16 protein-coding genes are annotated in these 21,515 nt (G+C 67.6%); 11 read left to right on the top strand and 5 right to left on the bottom strand.

Features of this window, described 5'->3' with window-relative positions; all coding sequences use genetic code 11:
• Positions 1-159: 159 nt before the first annotated feature.
• The 6 genes from ACYVG2_RS00945 (at position 160) to ACYVG2_RS00920 (ending at position 8,170) form a co-directional block, all read left to right on the top strand.
• The gene (locus ACYVG2_RS00945) at positions 160-1,173 is read left to right on the top strand and encodes a LacI family DNA-binding transcriptional regulator (protein ID WP_460779264.1); all 1,014 of its coding nucleotides are present in this window, start codon (positions 160-162) and stop codon (positions 1,171-1,173) included.
• A 123-nt stretch (positions 1,174-1,296) separates the two neighbouring features.
• Positions 1,297-2,604, top strand: coding sequence for an ABC transporter substrate-binding protein (locus ACYVG2_RS00940; protein WP_460779263.1), 1,308 nt, complete (start codon positions 1,297-1,299; stop codon positions 2,602-2,604).
• A 55-nt stretch (positions 2,605-2,659) separates the two neighbouring features.
• Positions 2,660-3,622, top strand: a complete 963-nt coding sequence (locus ACYVG2_RS00935) for a carbohydrate ABC transporter permease (protein ID WP_448965257.1) — start codon at positions 2,660-2,662, stop codon at positions 3,620-3,622.
• Positions 3,622-4,509, top strand: a complete 888-nt coding sequence (locus tag ACYVG2_RS00930) for a carbohydrate ABC transporter permease (RefSeq protein WP_448965211.1) — start codon at positions 3,622-3,624, stop codon at positions 4,507-4,509. Before ACYVG2_RS00935 ends, ACYVG2_RS00930 begins: the two co-directional genes overlap by 1 nt.
• On the top strand, positions 4,509-6,740 hold the full coding sequence (gene yicI / locus ACYVG2_RS00925) for an alpha-xylosidase (RefSeq protein ID WP_460779262.1): 2,232 nt from the start codon (positions 4,509-4,511) through the stop codon (positions 6,738-6,740). Before ACYVG2_RS00930 ends, yicI begins: the two co-directional genes overlap by 1 nt.
• Positions 6,737-8,170 (top strand): GH1 family beta-glucosidase, encoded by a 1,434-nt coding sequence (locus tag ACYVG2_RS00920; RefSeq protein ID WP_460779261.1) that lies wholly within the window; start codon positions 6,737-6,739, stop codon positions 8,168-8,170. Before yicI ends, ACYVG2_RS00920 begins: the two co-directional genes overlap by 4 nt.
• Before the next feature lie 3 nt (positions 8,171-8,173).
• On the opposite strand, the gene ACYVG2_RS00915 is transcribed toward ACYVG2_RS00920, so the two are convergent.
• From ACYVG2_RS00915 to ACYVG2_RS00895, 5 genes are all read right to left on the bottom strand, one after another.
• Positions 8,174-9,064 (bottom strand): hypothetical protein, encoded by an 891-nt coding sequence (locus ACYVG2_RS00915; protein WP_460779260.1) that lies wholly within the window; start codon positions 9,062-9,064, stop codon positions 8,174-8,176.
• Between the two features lie 65 nt (positions 9,065-9,129).
• On the bottom strand, positions 9,130-10,944 hold the full coding sequence (locus ACYVG2_RS00910; RefSeq protein ID WP_460779259.1) for an ABC transporter ATP-binding protein: 1,815 nt from the start codon (positions 10,942-10,944) through the stop codon (positions 9,130-9,132).
• A complete protein-coding gene (locus tag ACYVG2_RS00905; protein WP_460779258.1) occupies positions 10,941-12,839 on the bottom strand; it encodes an ABC transporter ATP-binding protein in 1,899 nt (632 codons plus the stop codon). The genes ACYVG2_RS00910 and ACYVG2_RS00905 overlap by 4 nt, the downstream gene beginning before the upstream one ends.
• A gap of 293 nt (positions 12,840-13,132) precedes the next feature.
• Positions 13,133-13,627 (bottom strand): methylated-DNA--[protein]-cysteine S-methyltransferase, encoded by a 495-nt coding sequence (locus ACYVG2_RS00900; RefSeq protein ID WP_460779257.1) that lies wholly within the window; start codon positions 13,625-13,627, stop codon positions 13,133-13,135.
• Entirely contained in the window at positions 13,624-15,117 is a 1,494-nt protein-coding gene (locus ACYVG2_RS00895) for a DNA-3-methyladenine glycosylase 2 family protein (RefSeq protein ID WP_460779256.1), read from the bottom strand. The genes ACYVG2_RS00900 and ACYVG2_RS00895 overlap by 4 nt, the downstream gene beginning before the upstream one ends.
• A gap of 126 nt (positions 15,118-15,243) precedes the next feature.
• Here ACYVG2_RS00895 and ACYVG2_RS00890 point away from each other — a divergent pair, with 126 nt between their 5' ends.
• Genes ACYVG2_RS00890 through ACYVG2_RS00870 form a run of 5 tightly spaced genes read left to right on the top strand, consistent with a single transcriptional unit; the run spans position 15,244 to position 21,498 of the window.
• Positions 15,244-16,368 (top strand): FecCD family ABC transporter permease, encoded by a 1,125-nt coding sequence (locus ACYVG2_RS00890; protein WP_460779255.1) that lies wholly within the window; start codon positions 15,244-15,246, stop codon positions 16,366-16,368.
• Complete coding sequence (locus ACYVG2_RS00885; RefSeq protein WP_460779254.1) at positions 16,365-17,180, top strand: ABC transporter ATP-binding protein; 816 nt, start codon at positions 16,365-16,367, stop codon at positions 17,178-17,180. Before ACYVG2_RS00890 ends, ACYVG2_RS00885 begins: the two co-directional genes overlap by 4 nt.
• Positions 17,177-18,193: an ABC transporter substrate-binding protein gene (locus ACYVG2_RS00880; protein ID WP_460779253.1), complete on the top strand. Its 1,017-nt coding sequence runs from the start codon at positions 17,177-17,179 to the stop codon at positions 18,191-18,193. Before ACYVG2_RS00885 ends, ACYVG2_RS00880 begins: the two co-directional genes overlap by 4 nt.
• Positions 18,194-18,196: 3 nt before the next feature.
• Entirely contained in the window at positions 18,197-19,888 is a 1,692-nt protein-coding gene (locus ACYVG2_RS00875) for an ABC transporter ATP-binding protein/permease (protein ID WP_460779252.1), read from the top strand.
• Complete coding sequence (locus ACYVG2_RS00870; protein WP_460779251.1) at positions 19,885-21,498, top strand: ABC transporter ATP-binding protein; 1,614 nt, start codon at positions 19,885-19,887, stop codon at positions 21,496-21,498. Before ACYVG2_RS00875 ends, ACYVG2_RS00870 begins: the two co-directional genes overlap by 4 nt.
• Positions 21,499-21,515 lie beyond the last annotated feature (17 nt).

The following is a 21,515-nucleotide window of genomic DNA, read 5'->3' as shown; positions in this document are numbered from 1 at the left end:
CCTTCCGGGCATCGGACTGCGCGACGAGGATCCTGTCGGTCGACACGATTTGTTGGCAAAAGCCACAAATGGCTTGCGCTCACGAGCACTGTTGTCTACGATTTCTCAAGAAGCGCCGTCGAAACGCTTCGATGATCCCGCAGCGACGATGGAGTGCACATGTCGACGATCCACGAGGTGGCCAAGGCCGCCGGAGTGTCGATCAGCACCGTGTCCTACGCTCTCAGCGGTAAGCGTCCCGTCTCCGAGAAGACGCGCCTGCGCATAGAGCACGCCGTCACCGCCCTCGGCTACCAGCCCGAGGCCGGCGCGAGGATGCTCGCCGGGCGCCGCACCAACATCTTCGCCCTCACCGAGCCGTTGCGTGCTGACACGCACGCACCGACCCACATGGCCTTCGTGCTGGCCGCGGCGGTCGCGGCACGCCGTCGCGGTTACGACATCCTCCTGCTGACCGACGAGCAGGCCTCTGAGGGCATGAACCGGGTGGCGGCGAGCAAGCTCGTCGATGCCATCCTCGTGCTGGACGTCGCACCTGACGACGAGCGCGTGGCCATCGCTCGTTCGATGCGGACGCCCACCATCTTCATCGGAGTCCCCGACGATCACGACGACCTGATCTGCGTCGACCTCGACTTCGCCGCTGTCGGCCACATCGCCGTCGACCGCCTCGCCGACGCCGGACACAGGCGCGTCGTCCTGCTCGGGCAGACCGAGGTCTCGTATCGCAAGTCCAACTTCCCCCGCAGGCTTCTGCATGGCGTGCAGGAACGCGCCGTCGAGCGCGGCGTCGAGGTCGACTGGGTCACCACCGGCGAGACCGCCACGGACACCGCGGTCGTGCGCGCCGCCGTCGAGGCCGCGCTCGACGACGGTCAGCGCGCGTTCATCGTCCACGCCGTGGGCGATGTCCACGAAGTGCTGCTGTCGTCGCTCGCCGAGCGTTCACTGCGCGTGGGTGTCGACGTCGCGGTGATCTCGGCAGCCGCCTCCTTCGAGACGGCATCCCTGCCCGTGCAGGTCGACACCATCCCGCTCGTGCCGCAGCGATCGTGCGAGTTCGCCGTCGATCTGGCCGTTCGCCACGTCGAAGGCGAGCGCCTTCGACCCGAGGTCCACCTCCTCGCTCCCGAGTATCTGTCGGCCGGTTCGGTCGCTCCCACTCGAGAGTGAACCTTCTTCGCTTCCCTGTCCGCATGTCCCGTGTCGAAACGCTTCGACGCACAGCAGCACCACAACTGAACACACCCCACCGAAGTGTCCGGCCGCATGGCCACTGAGAAAGGAGTGCCGACGATGGCACGCATCATCCGAGGAAAGAAGACGCTCGCCGCCTTGGCGGCGCTGACCGCGACAGGTCTCGCCCTGAGCGGGTGCACGTCGGGCTCGACCGACGAAGGCGGCGACGGCGACACGCTCAAGCTGTGGCATTACGAGGGCGCCGACAGCGCCATGGGCAAGGCCTGGGCCGAGGCGATCAAGATCTTCGAAGAGGAGACCGGCGCCACGGTCGAGTTCGAGGAGAAGTCGTTCGAGCAGATCCAGAAGACGGCGAGCCAGGTGCTCGACACCGATGCGGCCCCCGATCTGATGGAGTTCAACAAGGGCAACGCCACGGCAGGATTCCTGGCCTCGACGGGCCTGATCACCGACATCTCCGACGCTGTGGCCGAGTACGGGTGGGACGAGCAGCTCGCCCCGTCTCTGCAGACGACGGCCAAGTACAGCGAGGACGGCGTCATGGGCGGCGAGTCGTGGTTCGGCATCCCGAACTACGGCGAATTCGTCGGCGTCTACTACAACAAGGACGCCTTCGCCGCCGCGGGTCTCGAGATCCCCACCACCTACGAGGAGTTTGTCGACGTGCTCGACGCCTTCGTCGCCAAGGGGATCACGCCGCTCGCTGAGGCCGGTGCCGAGTACCCGCTGGGACAGCTGTGGTATCAGCTCGCGCTCCTCGAGGGCGACCGCGGTTTCGTCGACGACTACCAGCTCTACAAGGACCCGGTCGACTGGGAAGGGCCCGAGGTCACCTCGGCCACCGAGACGCTGAAGGAGTACGTCGACAAGGGCTACATCGCCTCTGACGTCTCATCGGTCAAGGCCGAGGACGCCGGTGTCTCCTTCATCAACGGCACCTCCCCCATCTTCGTCTCCGGGTCATGGTGGTTCGGGCGCTTCGTCGCAGAGGCCACCGGTTTCGACTGGACGCTCACCGCATTCCCCGGTGCCGATCTGTCACTCGGATCATCGGGCAACCTCTGGGTCGTGCCGGAGAACGCAGCGAACAAGGAACTCGCCTACGAGTTCATCGACATCACGATGCGCCCGGAGATCCAGGCCATCATCGGCAACAACGGTGGCCTCCCCGTCGCCGTCGACGCCGCCGACATCACCGACGCGAAGAGCGCCGAGCTGATCGAGACCTTCAACGGCGTCCTCGATGCCGACGGTCTCTCCTTCTACCCCGACTGGCCGGCACCGGGCTTCTACGACGTGCTCGTCCAGGAGCTTCAGGGCCTGATCACCGGTGCGCAGGACGTCGAGACGACCAACGCCAACCTCGGCGAACAGTACGACGAAGGCACCGCAGAGTTCCGTTGATCCACAGCGGGGGCGGCCGTCCGACGGCCGCCCCCGCGCCCTTCTGGAGTTGAACATGTCACTTGACACACGACGGGGCCGCACGAAGCTGCCGCCCGAACAGCCGTCGATCCCGCAGCGCAGCGGCGGGACCGGCGCCTACTGGATGTATCTGCTTCCGGGCTTCGCCCTGCTGCTGATCATCGTCATCGTCCCGCTCGTATGGAACGTGTACCTCACCTTCACGAAATGGAAGGGCGTGCGCGCACCGGAGTTCATCGGGCTCGAGAACTGGCAGAAGATCCTGACCGACGGCGACTTCTGGACATCCTTCATCAACTCGGTGTGGATGATCCTGGCGATGGTCGTCGTGCCCACGATCGTCGGTCTGATCGTCGCGGCACTGCTCTTCGACGTCGTCGGACGCAAGTTCGGCGGCAAGGTCGGCAGCTTCCTCCGCGCCACCTACTACCTGCCGCAGATCCTGCCGATCGCCGTGGCAGGCATCGTCATCGGCTGGATCGTCCGACCCGGTGGCGACGGCGCGCTCAATCAGATCCTCGGTTGGTTCGGGGCTCCCGCGTACGACTGGCTCGGCCAGATGCCCTCGGCACTGATCGTGCTCATGGTCGTCATGGTCTGGGTGCAGCTGGGCTACCCCGTCGTCGTGTTCATGGCGGCGCTGCAACGCGTCGATCCCGAGCTGTACGAGGCGGCAGAGCTCGACGGCGCGAACTGGCTGCAGCGCTTCTCGGCGATAACGATGAGCATCATCCGCCCGGAGATCTTCGTCGTCACGCTCACGTGCACGATCGCAGCCCTCAAGGTCTTCGGTCCGGTCTACATCATCACGCGCGGCGGTCCCGCTGGTTCCACCCTCGTGCCCGCGTACTACGCGTACCAGGAGTTCTTCACGAAGCGCAACGTCGGCTACGGCGCGACGATCGCAACTGTGCTCACGATCGTCGTGGTCATCGTCTCGATCGTCTTCATCCGCGTCCAGAACTCCCTCGAGCGCAAGGAAAGGGCGGGACTGTGATGCACGCCACCACTGCCATCGTCACCGGAAAGCCCGCCAAGAGGCGCGCACGCGGCGGAATGACCAAGAAACGCCCCGTCGACTGGCTTCTGCTCGCGCTCGTCGTCATCGGCGCGCTCCTGGTCATCGCCCCGTTCTACCTCGTGCTGGTGAACTCGTTCAAGTCGCCCGTCGACTATGCGACCTCCGGGCCGCTCGCGCTGCCTGAGTCGATCGACCTCGGCGGCATCATCAAGTTCTGGGAGCGCGTCAACTTCCCCGAGAAGGTGTGGAACTCGATCTTCATCGCCGGGATCGTCTCGGTGCTCGCAGTCGTCATCTCGATGCTGAACGCGTTCGCCATCGGCATCGGGCGCGTCCGTGGACGCTCCTGGATCGTGCTGCTGTTCCTGCTGGCCAACCTGCTGCCGCAGGAGGCGCTGCTGTATCCGCTGTACTACATGTTCAAATCGGTCGGCCTGTACGACAACGTCTGGTCGGTGATCATCGTCTTCACCGTCATCCAGGCGGCGTTCGGGACCTACCTGCTGTCGTCCGTGTACGGCACCTTCCCCAAGGAGATCCTCGAAGCCGCCTCCCTCGACGGCGCCGGCCGCTGGCAGATCCTCTGGAGGGTCGTCTTCCCGATCAGCCGTCCGACGCTCTCCGTGCTGCTCATCTTCTTCTTCATCTGGACCTGGAACGAGTTCCTGATCCCGCTGACGTTCCTCGCCTCGAACGCGAACCAGACGGTTCCGGTCGCGATCAGCGTGCTGCAGGGCGATCGGTTGATGGACGTCACGACGACGAGCGCATCGGCACTTCTCGGCATCATCCCCACTCTCATCTTCTTCCTCATCTTCCAGCGCACGCTGACACGCGGCATCACGGCAGGAGCAGTCAAGTAATGAAGTTCACCGACGGGTTCTGGCAGCTTCGTCCAGGCGTCACCGCGCTGTATGCGCAGGAGGCCTACGACATCGCCACCACCGACGACACCCCCGACGGACGCGGCATCGTCGTGACCGCACCGACCATGGTCATCGCCAAGCGCGGCGATGTACTCAACCGGCCGGTGCTCACGACGACCCTCTCCTCCCCTGCCGAGGGCGTGATCCGCGTGCGCATCGCGCATCATGAGGGCGGACGCTGGCACGGCGGGTTCGCACTCCCCGGCGCGACCACGGCGGGCGAGGCATCGGTGTCGGACGACGGCGGTGCGCTCACCAGCGGCGCGATCACCGCCAGAATCACCCCCGGCGCACCGTGGAACCTGTCGTTCGAGGTCGACGGCAGGCGCGTCACCGGCAGCGGCAACAAGGCGCAGGGCTATCTGCGTCTCTCCCCCGACGCGCAGGTCGACCACGGCATCGTCGGCAACGCCCGCAGCGGCGCACCCGCGCTCACGGAGACGACTTTCGTGCACGAGCAGCTCGACCTCGGCGTCGGCGAGCTCATCTACGGTCTCGGCGAGCGCTTCGGCCCGCTCGTCAAGAACGGCCAGACCGTGGAGATCTGGAACGCCGATGGCGGCACATCGAGCGAGCAGGCGTACAAGAGCATCCCGTTCCATCTCTCCAACCGCGGCTACGGCATCCTGGTCAACGATCCGGGTCACGTCTCCTACGAGATCGGCTCTGAGGCCGTCGAGCGCGTGCAGTTCTCGGTGCCGGGCGAGGTGCTCGAGTACTTCGTGATCGCCGGCCCCACGCCGAAGGAGGTGCTCGGAAGATACACCGCGCTGACCGGACGCCCCCCGATCGTGCCCGCGTGGTCTTACGGCCTCTGGCTGTCGACGAGCTTCACGACCGACTACGACGAGCAGACGGTGAACTCGTTCATCGATGAGATGTCGGCACGCGAGCTGCCGGTGTCGGTTTTCCACTTCGACTGCTTCTGGATGCGGGAGTTCAACTGGTGCGACTTCGAATGGGACCCTCGCGTCTTCCCGGACCCGACCGGCATGCTCGAGCGGCTGCATGAGAAGGATCTGCGGGTCTCCGTCTGGATCAACCCCTACATCGCACAGCGCTCTCCCCTGTTCCGCGAGGCCGGCGACGCCGGGTATCTCGTCACGCGTCCGGATGGATCGATCTGGCAGTGGGACCTGTGGCAGGCCGGCATGGGGCTGGTCGACTTCACCAACCCGGATGCCGTCGCCTGGTACCAGGCGAAGCTGCGCGGCCTGATCGACCAGGGCGTGGACTGCTTCAAGACCGACTTCGGCGAGCGCATCCCCACCGACGTGGTCTGGGCGGACGGCTCCGACCCCGCACGCATGCACAACCTCTACGCGCAGCTGTACAACCGGGCGGTGCACGACGTGCTCACCGAGGCGCGCGGCGAAGGAGAAGCCGTGCTGTTCGCACGTTCGGCGACGGCCGGCGGCCAGAGCATGCCTGTGCACTGGGGCGGCGACTCGACGTCGACCTTCGCGTCGATGGCCGAGACGCTGCGCGGCGGACTGTCGCTCGCGCTCAGCGGATTCGCCTTCTGGAGCCACGACATCGGCGGTTTCGAGGGCATGCCCGATGCCGGTGTGTTCAAGCGATGGACGGCGTTCGGCCTGCTCGGCTCGCATTCCCGCTTCCACGGCTCTTCCTCCTACCGGGTGCCGTGGGCGTTCGATGACGAGGCGGTCGATGTCACCCGCTTCTTCACGCGTCTCAAGATGCGCCTCATGCCGTACCTGTATCAGGTGGGCCTGGATGCGACGCGCACCGGAGCACCGATCATGCGACCCATGCAGCTGGAGTTCCCCGACGATCCGGCCGTCGCGCACTTGGACCGGCAGTACATGCTCGGACCGGATCTCCTGGTGGCACCGGTCTTCGCCGAGTCGGGCGAAGTCGAGTTCTATCTGCCAGAGGGCGAGTGGACCTCGTTGCTGACTGGAGAGGTCGTCGAGGGCGGACGCTGGCTGCGTGAGACGCACGACTACATGTCGTTGCCGCTGTACGTGCGCCCCGGGACGCTGCTGCCGTGGGGTTCCCGTGAAGACCGCCCGGACTACGACTACCATGACGAATTGACCCTGCGCGTGTTCCGCGGCGGGTCGGGCACGCGCTCGATCACCGTCACCGCACCCGACGGTGTCAGCCGCGAGTACACCGCAGATCTTGAGGAGATCACCGAATGACCGCCATCGGTTCACCCGACTACCGCGACTCAGGACTCGTCTTCCCCGAAGGGTTCACGTTCGGCTCGGCGACCGCGTCCTACCAGATCGAGGGTGCCGCGGCAGAGGACGGCCGCACCCCGTCGATCTGGGACACGTTCAGCAAGACGCCGGGGAAGGTCTGGAACGGCGACACCGGCGATGTCGCGTGCGACCACTATCACCGCGTCGACGAAGACCTCGATCTGATGAAGGGGCTCGGGCTCGAGGCATACCGGTTCTCGATCGCCTGGCCACGGATCCAGCCGACCGCAGACGGCGGTGTGAACCAGGCCGGCGTCGACTTCTACTCGCGTCTGGTCGACGGGCTGCTCGAACGCGGCATCCGCCCCGTCGCGACCCTGTACCACTGGGATCTCCCGCAGTATCTGGAAGACGCGGGCGGCTGGACCTCGCGCGGCACCACCGATGCCTTCGAGCGGTACGCCGAGATCATGGGCGCGGCACTCGGCGACCGCGTGCACACCTGGACCACTCTGAACGAGCCGTGGTGCTCCGCCTACCTCGGCTACGGACAGGGCGGGCATGCACCAGGGCGCACCGAACCCGCTTCGGCGCTCTCGGCGGTGCATCACCTGAACCTCGCTCACGGGCGCGCCGTGCAGGCGCTGCGCGCGACCTCGACCGGCGACCCCGACTACTCCGTCACGTTGAACTTCCACGTGCTGCGTGGACAGGGCGACGGTGCGGCAGAGGCGATGCGCCGCATCGACGGCCTGGCGAACCGTGCCTTCACACATCCGATGCTGCGCGGCGAGTACCCGTCCGATCTGCTGGCGGACACCGCCGAGGTGACGGACTGGTCGTTCGTGCAGGACGGCGATCTCGCCACGATCAACCAGCCGATCGACGTACTGGGCGTGAACTACTACTCGACGGCGACCGTGCGGCTGTGGGACGGCGTGTCGGAGAAGCAGCAGAACGACGGCCACAAGGGCACGTCCGCCGGTACGGCTTGGCCGGGCAGCGACCAGGCCGTCGAGTTCGTGCAGCAGCCCGGACCGTACACGGCCATGGGCTGGAACATCGCACCGGAGGGACTCGAGGAGCTCCTCGTCTCCCTGTCGGAGCAGTTCCCCGAGCAGCCGCTGATGGTCACCGAGAACGGGGCCGCATTCGAGGACGAGGTCGCCGAGGACGGCTCTGTGCCGGACCCCGAGCGCACCGACTACCTGCGTCGCCACTTCACGGCAGCGCACCGCGCGATCGAGCGAGGCGTCGATCTGCGCGGCTACTTCGTGTGGTCGCTGCTGGACAACTTCGAGTGGGGCTACGGCTACGCCAAGCGATTCGGGATCGTCCGTGTCGACTTCGACTCGCTGGAGCGCACGGTCAAGGATTCGGGCCACTGGTACGAAGAACTGGTGCGCACCCGCGCGATACCGGCGTAGCCGTCAGGAGTCGCGCCGCGGCACCGGCCAGATCTTCGGCGGCTTCGGCCCCGGCTGGTCGCCTGCCGCGGCGTCGGGCTCTCCGTCCGCGTTCGGCCTGTTGCGCGCGTTCCAGGCGGCGAACGCGGATGCCGCGGCACCTGCCGCCTTGTCGAGCACATCGGCCGACCGGGTGAAGACCTGCTGAGCGGTGTCCTGCCAGGCGGCGGTCGCATTCGGGTCCCTGCCGGCAGCGCGCGCCTTCGCCGTGTGCTCGGCGACGTCGAACGTCCGCTCGAGCTGGGCCACGGCATCCCGGTACGCAGCGAACTCAGCCGTCGTGGTGCGCGCCCCCACCGCCGGTCGCAGTTCCTGCGCGGTCCGCGAGGCGCTGAGGAACGCGGCCGTCGCAGGTTCCTTGGCGTCGCTCATCGTGGGATACGCGATGAGCTTCGCCGGGTCGGTCTCGTAGTCCATCCACCGCGCGGTGATCGCATCGTGCGCGCGGTGCAGGCGCGCCACCGGATAGCGTTCGGGCTTGGAGGCCAGCGGGATCTCCGCCCGTGCGACGTTCAAGTGCACCCGGCGTGCCCGCACATCGGCCGCCGCCGCCCGCGCATCCTGTTCCGCGGTCTTGAGCACGCGTCTGGCGCTGGCGACATCGGCGGCCGAGGCGCGCGCGGCGGTGCGTTCCGCCACGAGTCGAGCGTGCTCCGCCCTCGCGAGCTTCACGGCCCGCCGAGTCTCTGCCGCCCGGAACTGAGCTTCCTTCAGGTCTTCTCTCGCTGCATCGAACGCCAGGCGCCGACCGCTCGCGCTTCCACGTCGATGCATCCCCGCAGCCGTCACGGCGCCCGCTCCGACCACAGCGGGCGCGACCCACCACCACTCGGCTGCCAGTAAGACGGGATCCACTCCTTCATGCTAGTCAGCTTGCCACCCGTGCCGACCCCCGCGCATCAACTTCAGCGGCATGCGAACTAGACCAGCGTCTGCTGCCACGCCGCGTGCAGCTGCGCGAACTTGCCCGTGCCGCTGATCAGCGTCTCAGGAGTGTCGTCCTCGATGATCCGGCCGTGCTCCATGACCAGCACCCGGTCGGCGATCGCGACCGTCGACAGCCGGTGCGCGATGATGATGGCCGTCCGATCGGCGAGCAGCGTCTGCAGCGCATCCTGGATGAGCCGCTCTGACGGGATGTCGAGCGACGCGGTGGCCTCGTCGAGGATCAGCACTGCGGGGTCGGCGAGGAAGGCCCGCGCGAACGAGATCAGCTGCCGCTGTCCGGCCGACACGCGCCCGCCGCGCTTGTTCACGTCACTGGCGTATCCGTCCGGAAGGGCCTCGATGAACTCATCGGCCCCCACGGCCTTCGCGGCTGCGCGGATCTCGTCCATCGTGGCATCCGGCTTCCCGAGCGCGATGTTGTCCGCGACCGTTCCGCTGAACAGGTATGCCTCCTGGGTGACCATGACGATCGCCCGGCGCAGATCCTTCGGATGCAGCGAACGCAGGTCCACTCCATCGAGCGTGACGCGTCCGAGCGAGGGGTCGTAGAACCGCGAGATGAGCTTCGCGAGCGTGGACTTGCCCGCTCCCGTCGTGCCCACGAGCGCGATGGTCTGCCCCGCGGGGATGTCGAGGCTGAAGTTCGGCAGGATCGTCTTCTCGCCCGAGTACCCGAAAGTGACCTCGTCGAAGTTCACGTGGCCACGGGACTCCCACAGGTCGACCGGCTTCTCGGGGTCCGGTACCGTCGGCACCTCGTCCAGCACTCCGGAGACCTTCTCCAATGCCGCCGTGGCGGACTGGTAGGAGTTCAGGAACATCGCGATCTCCTGCATGGGCGCGAAGAAGTTCCGCACGTACAGGACGGCCGACAGCAGCACGCCCACCGTCAGTGCGCCGGTCGACACGCGGATGCCGCCCCAGAGCACGACGAGGCCCAGTGTGAAGGCGGCCACCGTCATGAGCCCTGGTTCGAAGGTGCCGAAGAGCAGCATCGAACGGCGGTTCACGTCACGGTAGTCACCGGCGACCTTCTGGAAGCTCGCGTCGTTGCGCGGCTCCTTGCGGAACGCCTTGACGGCGCGGATGCCCGTCATGGTCTCCACGAACTGCACGATGACCTTGGCACTGATGACGCGCGACTCGCGGAAGATGACCTGCGAGCGCGAGTAGAACCAGCGCATGAGCAGGTACAGCGGGATCAGGGCGATCAGCAGGATCACTCCGGACTGCCAGTCCCACACGAGCAGCGTGATGAACGTGAACGCGCCGAACAGCACGCCGGAGACGAGGTTGTTGAGACCGCCGTCGAGCAGCTCCCTGATCGAGTCGAGGTCGCTCGTCTGCCGCGAGATGATCCGCCCGGAGGTGTAGGTCTCGTGGAACTCGAGGCTCAGCCGCTGCGTGTGCAGGAAGATCCGCTTGCGCAGATCGATCAGCACCGCCTGGGTGATGCGTGCGGCGATCACGACGTACCAGCCGATCAGCGCTGCCGCGGCACCGCCCGCGACCAGGTAGATGATCCCGATTCCGAAGGTCGGCATCCAGTCGGCGTTGTCGATCACGGCCGGGAGGGCCCAGTCGAGTCCGACGCCGATCAGGATGGGGCCGGCGACCTGGAGGGCCGTCGACAGCACGAGCACGATCGCCGCGAGCACGATCTGCGCGCGCAGGGGGCTCACGAGAGAGCCGAGCAGCCGCAGCGAACGCTGACGGATCGCCTTGCTCTCCTCGCGGGTGTAGTTGGAGCGGTCCTCGCCCTCGGTCCCGGTGAGTGTCGCGCTCATGCCTGCACCTCCTCTTCCTCGGTGGCGGATGCTTCGACGGCGGTGCCCCTCGCTTCGAGGTCTTCATCCGTGATGATCGGGATGGCACCGGTGCGCGCGGCCTCCTCCGCCTCGAGGCTGGAGATCACGTGCCGGTAGTGCGAGCTGGTGCGCAGCAGCTCGGAGTGCGTGCCGACCGCCGTGATCCTGCCGCGCTCGAGCAGCGCGACCCGGTCGGCGAGCGCGACGGTGGACGGGCGGTGGGCGACGATCATCGCCGTGGTGTCGGCGAGCACACGCCGCAGGGCCTCTTCCACGAGGGCCTCTGTATCGACGTCCAGCGCCGAGAGCGGGTCGTCGAGCACCAGCACCCTGGGGTTCGCCGCGACGGCGCGTGCGAGCGCCAGGCGCTGGCGCTGCCCACCGGACAGGCTGAGCCCCTCCTCGCCGATCACGGTCTCCACGCCATCCGGGAGCGCATCCACGAACGTCGCCTGCGCGACCTCCAGTGCTTCGCGCAGTACGCGCTCGCCCTCTTCGCCGTGGATGTCGAGCTCGGCACGGCCGAGCAGCACGTTCTCGCGGACGGATGCCGAGAACAGCGTGGCGTCCTCGAATGCCATCGCGATGTGGCGGCGCAGCTCCACGAGCGTCAGGTCGCGTACGTCGACGCCGTCGAGCAGGACTCGTCCTCCCGTCACGTCGTACAGACGGGTCGGCAGGGTGGTGAGGGTCGTCTTGCCGCTGCCGGTGAGACCGACCAGCGCCATGGTCTCTCCCGGTCGCAGCACCAGGTCGATGCCGTCGAGAAGATCGCGCTCGGCCTCGCCGGCATCCTGATAGCGGAAGTGCGCGTTCTCGAAGACGAGCTCGCCACGAGGCTCCTCGATGTGCACCGGGTGCTCGGGGTCGGTGATGCTGTTCGTCTCGGAGAAGATGTCGAACACGCGGTCGGATGCGGTACGGGCATCCAGCATGAACGAGAACAGGAACCCGATCGACTCGATCGGCCAACGCAGTACGGTCGCCATCGCGAAGAACGCGAACAGCTCCGGCAGCTCGATCGCGTCCTGCGAGATTAGCCATATGCCCGACATCAGGCTGAGCCCGAAGGCGATCTGCGGCATCAGATCGAGCCAGAACCAGATGGATCCGACCGCTCGCGCCTTGCTGAGCTCCGTCGCACGCAGCGACTCGGCCTGAGTGCTGAAACGGCTGAGCGCGTGCTTTCCGCGACCGAACGCCTTCAGCACGCGGATGCCGTGCACGCTCTCCTCGACGCTGGTCGCGAGGTCGCCGGCCTGATCCTGGCTCTGACGTGCAAGGCGCCCGTAGCGCTTCTCGAAGCGGTAGCCCGTGATCCATAGCGGGATCGCGGTGACGATGAAGATCGTGCCCAGCAGCCAATGCCAGCGGAACAGGAGCACCGCTCCGATGATGATAGTCAGCAGGTTGACGACGAGCAGGATGAGCCCGAACGCCAACCACCGGCGGATGAGGCCGATGTCCTGCATCATGCGGCTGAGCAGCTGACCGGACTGCCAGCGATCGTGGAAGGCGACCGGCAGCGTCTGCAGACGCGAGTACAGCAGCGTGCGCATGCGGTACTCGACCTCGGTCGAGGGCTTCAGGATGAACCAGCGGCGCAGCCACACCATGAGCGCTTCGCCGAAGCCCAGCACGAGCACGACGACGGCACCGAGGACGATGAGACCGATCGACCCGGTGCGGATGGGGCCCTGCACGATCTGCTCGAGCACGAGCGGGATCATCAGAGCGATGACGGCGGCGCCGAGAGCACTCGCGGCGCCCCCCACGAACCGCCAGATCACGGGACGGACGAACGGTGCGAGGCGCCAGAGTGCGGCTGGAGTGGACAGCGAAGAGGACTGTTTCTGCGATGACGAGGAAGACATGACTCTCAGACGAGTTTCGATGCGGAAGAGAAGAGAGATGGGCTCGGCCGCGAGGCCAGGAGCCGGGAAATCGAAGTGCGGAGTGAAGCGCTATCCGCGGTACACCGGGTTCGAGCCAAGAACGGTGATCTGCGCAGCGGCGATCGAAATCATGGTGTCCTCCTCAGGCTCGGCATCGTCGCCCGGTCGGTGCGACAGCCCTCCAGCCTATTGCTGTGAACCAGCTGGACGCAAGAGACATTCCCTGTTCGCGTCGCTTCCGCTCGACGCGAGCTGATGCGTGCGCCTCGCGCTCAGGCCGCGGCTTCCCTTTCGAGCAGCGACTGCTTCACCGGCAGTCCCCAGGCGAAGCCGCCCAGCGAGCCGTCTGTGCGCAGCACCCGGTGGCAGGGGACGAAGAGCGCCGGCGCGTTGCGCGCGCAGATGGATGCCGCGGCCCGCACCGCCCGCGGATTGCCGAGCCCCGCGGCGAAGGACGTGTAGGTCAGCGGCTCCCCCGGTGCGATCCGGCGCAGCGCATCCCAGCCGGCCTGCTGCATCTCGGTGCCGAACTGGCGCACCGGCACGGAGTCGATGGCTGCGAGGTCGCCGTCGTAATACGCGTCGACGGCCGCCGCAGCATCCGTCTCCCCTTCCCGGATGTCGGCCGGGCGCGTGCGCGCGGCGAGCCGGGTGATGATGGCCTCATGATCGGAGGTCCACCCGGAGGCGAGCACGCGCTGATCGCCGTCGACGAGAAGGGTGAAGGCACCGTCTGCGGTGTCGATGGTCTGGATGAGAGCGGTCATGAGAGCTCCTTGATCGTCGTCTTCATTTTCTTGGGAGTGCGAACGGGCGCGGCGCGCCACAGGTGCGCGGTGAGATAACTGCGCCAGGGCGCGATGCGCTCGGCCCAGGCGGTGAGAGGTTTCGGATCTGACGGGAGTCCGGATGCCGCGGCCCCGGCGCGTACGGCGACATCGCCGGGGAGGAAGACATCCGGGTCGCCGATCACGCGCATCCGCACGTAGTCCGCGGTCCACGGGCCGATCCCCGGCATGGCGAGGAGCGCGGCACGCTGCGCCGAACGGTCGTCTCCGACCGTGAGCGTCAGCGATCCGTCGGCGAGAGCCGCGGCGGCACCGGTGATGGCTCTGATGCGCGCGGCCGGACCGCGCAGTACTTCCGCGCCGCGCTCGGCGATCGCGGACATCGTCGGGAAGAGGTGCCCGTCCTCGACCTTCTCCCCCAGCGCCACGGCCAGCGCCGTGAGCGCCGTGCGGGCTGCGACGACCGTGATCTGCTGACCGACCATCGCCCGGATGAGCATCTCATGCGGGTCCGCCGCGCCGGGCACGCGGATGCCGGGCACGCGCGCGACGAGCGGAGCGATCAGCGGGTGCGCAGACAGCGCCGCGTCGACGGCGATCGGGTCGGCATCCAGATCGAATATCCGCCGAGCGGTCGCGACGAGCGGGGCGAGGTCGCCGAGTTGGGCGACTCGAGCGCGCAGGCGCAGCGCGGAAGCACCGTCCTGGCGCACCTCGAACCACGCGGGGCCGCCTGGCATGCGCAGGTGCCTGGAGAACGAATTCGCGGTCGTGTTCTCCACCCCGGGCAGGGCGCGTGCAGCCATCCACGCGAAGATACCGGCCGCATCCATCGGCTCCCGATGCGGGAGGAGCAGGTCGATCGCCCCCGGCATCGCGACCGGCGAGATCTTTCGCCGTGCACGCAATTCGGTGGGGGTCAGCGAGAACACTTCTCGGATCGTGTCGTTGCACTGGCGGATGCTGGCGAATCCGGCAGAGAAGGCGATGTCAGAGATCGGCAGGTCAGTGCCGACGAGCAGCATCCGCGCGTTGTGGGCACGATGCGCACGAGCGAGGGCGAGTGGTCCGGCTCCGAGTTCAGCGGTCAGCAGTCGGGTGAGATGACGAGAGGAGTAGCCGAGCCGCGCGGCGAGCCCGGAGACCCCTTCCCGCTCGACGACGCCGTCGGCGATGAGCCTCATGGCGCGCGCGGCCGCGTCGCCGCGGAGGTCCCACGCAGGCGATCCGGGTGCCGCCTCGGGCAGGCAGCGTTTGCAGGCGCGAAAACCGGCTTCATGCGCTGCGGCACTCGTCGGATAGAAGCTGACGTTCTCCCGCTTCGGCGTGCGCGCCGGGCACGACGGGCGGCAGTAGATGCCGGTCGAGTGCACGGCCGTGACGAACTGGCCGTCGAAGCGGATGTCGCGCGCATCGATCGCCCGGTATCGCTCATCGAAGCTCATCGTGCTCAGTGAGGGGAAGGTCATGCCTACACTCTGACACGTCCGAATGCCGCTGACTCGCGGAAATCAGACACGGCAGTACTGACGTTCGAAAGACCCCGGAGCGCGTCGTATTGAATTCGATAATCATTCTCAGTAGGGTGAGCGCTTGTGTCCCACCTCACCGAACCGCCATCACTGCACGTCGGTCCCCCGCACCGCGAGAGCACCCCGCGCCCCGGGAGCCGGCTGGCTCGCCGCACCTCGTGGATCAGCGTCGCGCTGGGTCTGGTGATCGTGCTGCTCGTGATCGTCTCGGGCGCGGTCGGGGCGGTTCATGTCGATCCCGTGCAGGCCGCACAGATCGTCCTGGGGCATCTGCTTCCCGGGATGGCGTGGATGTCGGACGGCTCCCTGACCCCGCTGCAGGATCAGGCCGTCTGGCAGTTCCGCCTCCCCCGCGCCCTTCTGGCGGGCCTCGCCGGCGCAGGGCTGGCTCTCGCCGGGGCGCTCATGCAGGTCACCGTGCGCAACCCGCTCGCCGAACCGTACATCCTCGGTGTCTCCTCCGGTGCGAGCGTGGGCGCGGTACTCGTCATCGTGCTGGGATCGGCGACGCTGGGCGGCCTCTCACTCAACATCGCCGCCTTCATCGGGGCTGTCATCGCGTGCGCATGCGTCGCCGTGATGGCGAGGAAGGACGGCGCACTGTCCCCGACGCGCATGATCCTCGCCGGCGTCGCCCTCGGAACGCTCTTCAGCGCGATCACGAGCTACCTCACGATCTCGACCGACGCGCAGAACGTCGTGAGCGTCCTGTTCTTCCTCCTCGGCAGTGTCTCGGCCGCGACGATGCCGAGCCTCCTCGGGCCGGCGATCGCTCTCGCTGTCGCGATCGTCGTGGCGATGTTCCTCTCGCGCTCGCTCAACGCCCTCATGACCGGAGACGAATCCGCGACATCACTCGGCGTGAATCCCTCGCGGTTGCGGGCGCTGATGCTCGTCATGGCGTCGCTCCTCACCGGAGCTGTCGTCGCCGTGGCAGGCGGCATCGGCTTCGTCGGCCTCGTCATCCCGCACATCGCCCGCATAGTGGTGGGGGCCGATCACCGACGGATGCTGCCGGTGACCGTACTCGGCGGGGCGGTCTTCCTGATGATCGCCGACCTTCTCGCTCGCACCGTCGCCATGCCGACCGAGATTCCGCTGGGGATCCTCACCGCATTCGTCGGCGCCCCCTTCTTCCTCTGGCTGATGCGTCGAAGCGGCGCCGAGCAGGCGGGGTTCGGCCGATGAAGGTCGAGTTCGATGGCGTCACCGTCGCCCTGGGCGGCCGCGACATCGTGCACGAAGCATCATTGACCGCTGACTCGGGAAGTGTCGTGGGCCTGATCGGCCCGAACGGCAGTGGAAAGTCCACCCTGCTGCGGACCCTGTATCGTGCCGTGCGTCCACGAGAGGGCCAGGTACGCGTCGACGGCACGGATGTGCACCGCCTCAGTGGACGAGAAGCGGCCCGTGCCGTCGCCGTCATGCTTCAGGATCCGCACACTGATTTCGATCTCACCGTGCACGAGCTCGTGCTGCTCGGGCGCGCGCCGCACCGGGCCTCTTTCGGACGCGACAGTGCCGAGGACCTGAGGATCGTCGACGAGGCGATGCGCAGCGTCGACGTGAGCGATCTTGCGGAGCGGATGGCAGCCACGCTGTCGGGCGGCCAGCGACAGCGCGTCATGCTGGCCAGGGCGCTCGCCCAGCAGACACCGGTTCTCGTGCTCGATGAGCCGAGCAATCATCTGGACATCCGACACCAGCTCGAGCTGATGAGCATCGTCCGCGGACTGGGACGCACGGTGATCGCCGCCCTGCACGATCTGAATCTCGCACTTCAATACTGCGACCGCGTCGTGGTGCTCGCCGATGGCGGTGTCGTTGCTCAAGGCCCACCGTCGGAGATCCTGACTCCCGACCTCATCCGCGCGACATTCGGCGTCGATGCACGCCTCATAGGCGACCGCGCCGGCCAGGTGCTCGCCTTCCACCGCCAGAACGAAGAACGGCACGCACCCGTGCAATCGACCACCCGAACAGAAAGTGTCCGACCATGACATCCTCTTCCTCCATCGCGCTTCGCGTCGCCGGGGCATCCACCCTCGCCGTCGCCGCGCTGCTCGCCACCGGCTGCGGCTCCTCCGTCGCGTCGACGCCCGCCGACGACACCGACGACGCGCAGCGGACGAGCCTGCAGAACTGCGGTCGTGAGATCGTCGTCGACGGCGCACCGGAGGCGGTCGTCGGGATGCATCCCTCGCAGACGGAACTCCTGCTGCGCCTCGGCCTCGCGGATCGGCTCGTAGGACAGGCGCAGGCCACCGCCCTGGCCTTGCCGGACGACGTCGCCTCCCTCGCCGCAGACGTTCCGGTGCTCGCCGGGCTCACGCCTCCGAGTCGTGAGGATCTGCTGGCAGTCGCGCCCGACTTCGTGTACTCGCCCACGACCTACGAGTTCACCGCCGAGCAGGGCTTCGCCAGCATCGCGCAGCTCGAGGAAGCGGGGGCAGCGGTGTACGTCGCCACCGGCGGATGCTTCGACCGTCGCATGAGCGGCGAAGTGGCGGACCTGTTCATCGACCTGGAGAACCTCGGCGAGATCTTCGCGGTGCAGGACGCGGCGGCAGAGCTCATCGATGACGCGCGGTCGGATCTCGCCGAGGTCGCCGCCGTGATCGAGGGCGTCGACCGGCTTCGGGTCGCCGAGGTCTATGTCGAGGGCACGACGCTGTCCGCTATCGGCGCCGGCGTCGAGCACGACATCCTGACGCTCGCAGGTGCGGACACCGTCTACACGCCCGACCAGCCCGCGTTCTCCGACTTCTTCGCCGCGACGATCACGCCGGAGTCGTTGGCCGCGGAGCAGCCGGATGCAATCGTCTTCTCCGTGAACGATGCGGAGCACGAAGCCGCGGTGCGCGCGTACCTCACGACCACCTTCCCGGACATGCCCGCTGTGAAGGAAGACCGACTGATCGCCGTCGCCAGCGCCGACATGTTCCCCGGGACGCTCGGCAACATCAGCGTCGTGCGCCAGATTGCGGAGCACCTCTACCCCGAGCGGTTCTGACCGGTGATCCACCGACGTCTCCTCCAGCTCGCCGGCGCGGTGCCGGGCGCGATCGCGGCGCTCGCCGCGGTGGGGATGCTGATCTCCGGGCTGCATGTGACGTTCGCTTTCGTCACGGCGGCAGTGATCACTGCGCTGGTTCGTGGAGACGGGGACGTCGGTTTCGCGCTGATCATCCTCGTGGTCGTGGCGCTCGCCAGAGCAGGTGTGGTCTGGCTGCGCGAACCGCTTGCGGCACGGATCGGCGCGTCAGTGCGCATCGCGCTGCGCAGGCGTCTGCTGGCGAGGACAGCCGACATCCCCGCAGCGGAGCGCCGCTCCGGAGACACGGCGGCGACGGTCATCGACGGCGTGGACGGCCTCGATGCCTACTACACGCGCTACCTGCCGCAGCTCGTCGTGGTGCTCCTGGTGCCCGCGACGATCATCGCGCTGGTGTCTGCTCAGGATGTCGGCGCAGGGGCCGTGCTCGCGGTCGCCGGTGCCTCGGCGGTCATCGTCCCACGGTTGTGGGACGCCCGTCTGCTGCGCAACGGACGATCCCGCTGGGCTGCGTTTGCTCGGCTGTCCGGCGACTACGTCGAAGCGCTGCAGTCGATCCCGCTGCTGCGGGCGTTCGGAGCCGCCGAGAGATTCGGAACCGAACTCGAGCAGCGGGCCGAGGCACTGCGCCTGTCGACCATGGCGCAGATGCGCGTCTCTCTGATCGAGAGCGGACTGAGCGCGCTGGCGATGCATCTGGGGACCGTCCTCGCCGTCCTCGCCGCGGCATCCGCTGTACTCACCGGAAGCCCTGCGACGACAGCGATCGTCGTGCTGCTGCTGTCGCGCGAGTGCTTCCGCCCGCTCTCCGAACTGAGCACGCACTGGCATGCGGGCTACCTCGGACTCACTGCCGTCGATGGGCTCGACCGGCTGCTCTCGCTGCACGCGGCGGTGCCCGATGACGGCACAGTCGCCACACCCGCGGCGGGGGGCGCAGAGATCTCCATCCGCGATCTGACGTACAGGTACCCGGGTACCGACAGCGGAATCCGCGGGATCACGCTTGAGATCGAATCGGGCGAGACCGTCGCGATCCTCGGCGCATCCGGATCAGGCAAGAGCACGCTCGGACGGCTGCTCGAGCGCGAGATCGACCCCGACGACGGTGACATCCTCCTCGACGGCATCCCGTTGCCGCAGCGCACAAGATCGGCCCTCGCGCGGAGTGTGGTGACGGTCCCCCAGGATCCGGTGCTGTTCGCGTGGTCAGTGCAGGAGAATCTTCGGCTGTACCGGCAGCATGCGAGCGATGCCGAGATACAGCAGGCGGCGGTTGCGGCCGACATCGACCAGGTCATCCGCGATCTCCCGGAGGGATACGACACCGTCCTCGGCGAGAACGGTGATCAGTTGTCCGGTGGTCAGCGGCAGCGCCTGGCGATCGCGCGCGCCCTGGTCGCTCGCGCACCCGTGCTCATCCTCGACGAGGTGACGTCTGCGCTCGACGCCGAGACTGAACGGCGCGTCATGGACGGCGTCGACGCTCACGATCCGCGACGCACGACGATCCTCATCGCCCATCGCGAGAGCGCATGCGTTCACGCCGATCGCTGGATCGCCCTCGACCAGGGCGGCATCATCTCGTCGGGAGACGGACCTCCTGCACGTGGTCGACCGCATGCCCGGATCCACATCGGGAGCGCTCGATGAAAGCGATCCGCCGGCTGCTTCCCGTCATCGCCACATATCGTGGGCGGTTCATCGAGACCGTGCTGTGGAGCGTCGTCGTCCAGGGCGCGACCCTGGCGATCGCCCTCGGCCTCGCCGTGGTCGTCGGCCGGGTCGTCACCGGCTCCGGTGAGGACTTCCCGTCGTTCACCGTGATGCTCGTGCTGCTCTGCGCGGTCGTGGCCGCATCGACCTGGCGCGAATCGTGGGTCTCGCACGACCTCGCCTACCGTCTCATCGGCGTGCTGCGAGGGCGGGTCTTCACCTCCCTGCGGCGAGCGCTGCCTTCTCGACGCCGCCCCCGCCGCACCGGGGATCTCGTGTCGACTCTGGTCGCGGACATCGAGACCTTGGAGTGGCTGTACGCGCACACGGTGGCGCAGACGCTGTCGGCGGTGCTGGTGCTGTCGGCGAGCGCAGTCGTCTCGCTGACGATCAACCCTGCGCTGCTCGCGGTGTGGCTTCCGCTGCTGCTGATCGCCGTCGCCGTCCCGCTGTGCACAGCGCGTATCGCAGCCCGCAACGGCGCCGCGCTCGCCGCGGGGGCGGGCAATGTCCGGTCGGAACTGCTCGACACGATGCGGGGTGTGCGTGAGTTGCGCGGTGCGGATGCCCTCGAGGCTCGGATCGACCGCATCACCGAGGAGGAGCGACGGCTGGCGCGAGTCCAGGTGAAAGATGCGGCTCGAGTGGGGCTGGAGCGCGGGATCGCTGATCTGACGCTCGCCGCTGCGGTCATCGGAGCCGTCAGCATCGCGCTCCTGGCAGGTTCGCGCCTCGACCCGGCCGATGTCCCCCTGGCCGTGGCGGTGTCGGTCGCCGGGCTGGGACCGGCGGCACAGATCATCGATCTGCTCCGCGGCGCCGGAATGCTCCGCGCTTCGGCAGAGAGGATCGTGGAGGCCTTCGACGAACCGGCTTCGACAGCTGCATTCTCACCGACGGCAGAACCCCGCGAGGAAAAGGGCCTGGTGTTCGACCGCGTCGGCTTCAGCTATGACGGGAGTACAGCTGTGTTCGACCGATTCGACCTGCACGTTCGTCCTGGCGAGACCGTCGCGCTTGTCGGAGCGTCCGGCGCCGGCAAGACGACTGCGGCCCGGTTGGCGCTGCGCCTCTGGGATCCGGATGCCGGCGCTGTGCGTATGGACGGGATCGACATCCGTGCTCTGGCGGATCGAGATCTGCGCCGCCTCGTCGCCGTCGTACCGCAGTCATCGCCACTGCTGCAAGGCACCATCCGCTCCAACATCACGTTGGGCGATCCGGATGCCAGTGAGCAGTCGATTCGACGCGCGGCGGCGTCCGCGGGGCTGCTCTCCGCGGAGGCCGCGCTGCCCATCGGGCTGGAGACTCCGATCGGCGAGCACGGCGCAGGGCTCTCCGGCGGTCAGCGAGCGCGCGTCGCGATCGCCCGTGCGCTGCTCCGAGACCCACGAGTGCTGGTGCTCGACGAGGCCACGGCGTCCCTCGATCCGGAGGCGGACGAGGCGATCCTCGAGCTGCTGCGCGGTGACGAGGACAGGGCGATCCTGCTGATCGCACACCGCCCGGCGACGATCGCCGCGGCGGATCGCCAGGTGCATCTCTGACGATCCGTCGCGCGGCG

It is taken from the genome of Microbacterium shaanxiense, from assembly GCF_054779995.1.
Note: the sequence above shows the minus strand (reverse complement) of the source record. Positions and strands in the feature narration are given on the sequence as shown.